A 4,378-nucleotide genomic window follows, 5' to 3' on the forward strand; every position below is an offset into this window, starting at 1 on the left:
TTTGATTTCTTTCATTCCAGCTCCTGCCAATTGGGTTACCTCCTTTTTTAAAAAGGATTACGCTTCTATAACAAATTTCTTTTTGAAATCGTTTATAGCGTTTGTTAATTCTTGAGAGAAGTCTCCATTCGCAAGAATTTTTTCTCCTATTTGTGGATAATTCGCATCTATGAATTCCATTAATTCAGATTCAAATCTTCTTATATTGTTTACAGGTATATCTGCTAATAAGTTATTTACAACAGCATATATAATCATTGCTTGATTTTCAACATTCATTGGTTGATGTTCACCTTGCTTAAGAACTTCAACTATTCTTTCCCCTTGAGCAAGTCTCTTCTTAGTATCTTCATCTAAATCAGATCCGAATTGAGAGAATGCTGCAAGCTCTTTATATTGAGAATAAAGAAGTTTTAATGGTCCAGAAACTTTCTTCATTGATTTTATCTGAGCTGAACCTCCAACCCTTGAAACTGATATACCAGGGTCAACTGCAGGTCTTATTCCTGCGTAGAATAATTCTGGTACAAGGTATATCTGACCATCTGTTATAGATATAACGTTAGTTGGTATATAAGCAGAAACGTCTCCACCTTGAGTTTCTATTATAGGTAATGCAGTTATAGAACCTGCTCCTAATTCATCTGATAACTTAGCAGCTCTTTCTAATAATCTAGAGTGTAAGTAGAATACGTCTCCAGGATAAGCCTCACGACCTGGTGGTCTCTTAAGTAATAATGACATCTCTCTGTATGCAACGGCATGCTTAGTTAAGTCATCATATACTATTAATACGTGCTTTCCATTGAACATGAATTCTTCACCCATTGTAACTCCAGCATATGGTGCTAAGAATTGAAGTGGTGCAGATTCAGAAGCTGTAGCTGATACTACTATTGTGTAGTCCATAGCTCCATGCTTTTCAAAAGTATTAACTAACTGAGCTACCGTAGAACGTTTTTGCCCTATAGCAACATATATACATATAACATCTTTACCTTTTTGGTTAAGTATTGTATCTATACATATAGATGTTTTTCCTGTTTGTCTATCACCTATAACAAGCTCTCTTTGTCCTTTACCTATTGGTATCATGGCATCGATAGCTTTTATTCCTGTTTGTAATGGCTCATGAACTGATTTTCTAGCCATTATTCCAGTAGCTTCTGATTCAACTGGTCTGAATTTATCAGTATTTATAGGTCCTTTTCCATCAACTGGTTGCCCTAGTGAGTTTACAACTCTACCTATCATAGCATCTCCAACTGGAACTTGAACTATATTACCAGTTCTTTTTACGATGTCTCCCTCTTTTATTCCAGAGTCATCTCCTAATATAACTGCCCCAACCATTTCTTCTTCAAGGTTAAGAGCCATTCCGTATATTTTTCCTGGGAACTCTAATAATTCTCCAGCCATAGCTTTTTCTAATCCGTAAACACTAGCTATACCGTCCCCAACTTTTAAAACACTTCCTGTATCTGTTAACTCTACTTTATTTTCGTAGCTTTTTATTTGCTCTTTTATTATAGCACTTATTTCTTCTGGTCTTAAATTCATGGGTTCACCGCCCTCCTAAGATATTACTTGAGATAGTTGTTCCTTCATCTTGTCTAAACGATTTTTAACTGTTCCATCTATCTCTTCGTTTCCAAGTCTAACTAGGACTCCACCTAATATAGACTCATCTACTTCATTTTTTAGAATAACTGTTTTATTGTACTTAGTTGAAAGCTTAGCCTGAAGCGCTTTAACTTCATCTTCTTTCATACAAACTGCTGTTATAGCAATTCCTTCTAAGATATTATTTTTCTTGTTTAATAAAGCTTTAAAAGCTTCTTGTATATTAGCTAGAAAAGATAATCTATCTTTGTCTGCTAATATTTTCATGAAATTTAACATTTCTTTATCTATTTGAGCTCCAAATATATTAGATAGTAAAGTTTTCTTATCTTCCTTTGAAACAATAGGAGATTTTAATATATTGGAAAACTCTGTGTTTTCTTTTATTATATCTACTACAGCCTTTAGCTCATTATATAGCTTTTCAGTTGAGTTAGACTCTTCTCCAACTTGGAATAAGGCTTCAGCGTATCTACTAGCAATTATATTTATCATTGAGCTTCGCCTACCTCTTTTATAAAGTCATTTATTAGCTTTTCATGCTTAGACTTATCTAGGTCACTTTCTATAACCTTAGATGCTGCAAGTAAAGCTATTGAAGATATATCATCTTTAACTTCATTCATAACTTTTTGTCTTTCTTGTACTATATCTTTATTAGCTTTTTCTTTTATGCTTGTAGCTTCATTTTTAGCTGTAGATATTATTTCTTCTGATTTTTGCTCTGCTCTTAAAGTAGCTTGCTTTATTATTTCTTGTCCTTGATCTTTAGCAGAACTTAATTTCTCTTCATATTCTTTTTTGAACTTTTCACCCTCAGATTTAGTTTTCTCTCCTTGAGCTAAGTTAGTTTGAATATCTTTATTTCTAGCTTCTATTATTCCTAAAACAGGTTTAAATAGAAGTTTCTTTAAAATAACAAACACTAAGAATGTATTTATTAATTGGAATAATAATTCATATGTTACTCCAATTAGCGGTTTTAATTCAAACATCCTTATTCCTCCTTTCTACTAATCACAATTCGTAATTAGGAGATGGTTACCCACCTCCTAGTTATGATGACTTAATTTTAATTATCTTATAATTTGTTTATGAATGGATTAGCGAATAGAAGTATTATAGCTACAACTAAACCATATATTGCTGAAGACTCTGCAACTGCAGCTCCTAGTAACATTGTTTGAGTTATTTCACCTTTCGCTTCTGGTTGATTACCTACTGCCTCAGCAGCTTTACCTGCAGCGAATCCTTGTCCTATTCCTGCACCTATACCTGTTGCAACTGCGATACCTGCTCCTATAGCTGAACCTGCTAATAATATAGCCATTTCCATGATTGTTTCCTCCTTAAAATTTAAATAATTTTATTATTTTTTATGTTACATATCAACTACTCTGTAGCATTTGATACAAATACCATTGTAAGCATTATGAATATGAATGCCTGTAATAAACCTGCAAATATATCAAAGTATAAATGTAGTGGTACTGGTATTATTAATTGTCCAAAAGGTATATTTATACCTGTTAATGATGTTGATACAAATCCTAAAAATTCATATAACAGCGCCATTATAACAGATCCTCCTAATATATTACCAAATGGACGGAAACTTAATGATATAGGTTTTGCTAATTCACCTATTATATTAAGTGGTAATAAGAATGGTATTGGCTCAAGTAATTCCTTGAACATTCCCATACCTTTTTTCTTGACACCTGCATAATAAATCATAAAGAATGTTATTAATGCCCATGCTAATGTAGTGTCTAAGTCTGTTGTAGGTGATCTAAATCCTAATAGTCCTATAAGGTTTGATACTGCAAAGAATAAGAATAAACTTCCTAAGTATGGTACTATAAAAGGTAATTCTTTTATTGCAGTTGGACCCATAGTATCTTTTACAAATTTATCAAATCCACCTATTACAAATTCTAAAAATACTTGTACTTTACTAGTTGGAACTTTCTTTAAGTTTCTAGTTAGTAAGTAAGATGCTAAAGCAAGACCTGCTAATATTATCCAACTTGTTATAACTGTATCACTTAATTTAAAATTACCCATGTAAAGTATAAATTTAGCTTGTTGCATAATTACGCCTCCTTTCTTTTAAGTTTATCTATTACTACTGTTTTGCCTAATATAGAAAACTTAGTGCTCAATAAGCCTATGGTAGTTCCAATAATATTTATATGTGGTGACTTTGCTGAAACAAATAAAACCACACCCACTATAAACATTCTTATTATGTACCTACTCGTTGAGTAGATTTGAGCCTTAGTAGGAGGATATGTTACTGACTTTTGAAGTGATATAGCTAACAACTTAAAGTTCAATATAGCTATTATCGTTCCAAACAAAAGACCTGTAAGCATTTCCTTTGCAGAGCTTGATAAAAAAATAATTAGAATTGCTGCGATTAAATCAATTATGACTACACCTTTAATTACGTCTCTTACTTGTTTTTCTAAAGTATTATTCATTTAATCACTTCCTTTTAGTATATACGATAAGAGTTTTATAAACTCCACTAAAAGCTCCGCCTATACCTAATAATAAAAATATTAATAATAAAAACGGGCTTGTTCCAAATTTATCATCTAAGTACTTTCCTAGAAAAGCACAGCCTAAAATAGGTATTACTATCATTAGACCCACTTGGCTTACTAAAGAAAGCATGCTAAGAGCTTGCATATATTTTTTACTTTTATCCATAAATAGTATCCCTCACCGTCATGGTTTGTTTTTTATT

General features: G+C 32.0%; 7 protein-coding genes. All 7 read right to left on the reverse strand.

Translation table 11 applies throughout. From position 1 onward, the window contains the following. Window positions 1-57: 57 nt before the first annotated feature. The 7 genes from atpA to RSD37_RS16570 all read right to left on the reverse strand — a co-directional run bounded on the left by atpA (window position 58) and on the right by RSD37_RS16570 (window position 4,341). Window positions 58-1,560: a F0F1 ATP synthase subunit alpha gene (gene atpA, locus RSD37_RS16540; RefSeq protein ID WP_346947830.1), complete on the reverse strand. Its 1,503-nt coding sequence runs from the start codon at window positions 1,558-1,560 to the stop codon at window positions 58-60. 15 nt (window positions 1,561-1,575) lie between these two features. Further along, window positions 1,576-2,118, reverse strand: coding sequence for a F0F1 ATP synthase subunit delta (locus RSD37_RS16545; RefSeq protein ID WP_346947831.1), 543 nt, complete (start codon window positions 2,116-2,118; stop codon window positions 1,576-1,578). Beyond that, entirely contained in the window at window positions 2,115-2,618 is a 504-nt protein-coding gene (gene atpF, locus RSD37_RS16550) for a F0F1 ATP synthase subunit B (RefSeq protein WP_346947832.1), read from the reverse strand. Before atpF ends, RSD37_RS16545 begins: the two co-directional genes overlap by 4 nt. Before the next feature lie 86 nt (window positions 2,619-2,704). Beyond that, entirely contained in the window at window positions 2,705-2,959 is a 255-nt protein-coding gene (gene atpE, locus RSD37_RS16555; RefSeq protein WP_346947833.1) for an ATP synthase F0 subunit C, read from the reverse strand. Between the two features lie 56 nt (window positions 2,960-3,015). Continuing rightward, window positions 3,016-3,717 (reverse strand): F0F1 ATP synthase subunit A, encoded by a 702-nt coding sequence (gene atpB, locus RSD37_RS16560; RefSeq protein ID WP_346947834.1) that lies wholly within the window; start codon window positions 3,715-3,717, stop codon window positions 3,016-3,018. 2 nt (window positions 3,718-3,719) lie between these two features. Then, window positions 3,720-4,109, reverse strand: coding sequence for an ATP synthase subunit I (locus RSD37_RS16565; RefSeq protein ID WP_346947835.1), 390 nt, complete (start codon window positions 4,107-4,109; stop codon window positions 3,720-3,722). A 4-nt stretch (window positions 4,110-4,113) separates the two neighbouring features. After that, window positions 4,114-4,341, reverse strand: a complete 228-nt coding sequence (locus RSD37_RS16570; RefSeq protein WP_346947836.1) for an AtpZ/AtpI family protein — start codon at window positions 4,339-4,341, stop codon at window positions 4,114-4,116. Between the last annotated feature and the right edge of the window lie 37 nt (window positions 4,342-4,378).

The organism is Clostridium sp. (assembly GCF_036646415.1).
In the GTDB taxonomy this organism is placed as follows: Bacteria; Bacillota; Clostridia; order Clostridiales; family Clostridiaceae; genus Clostridium_J.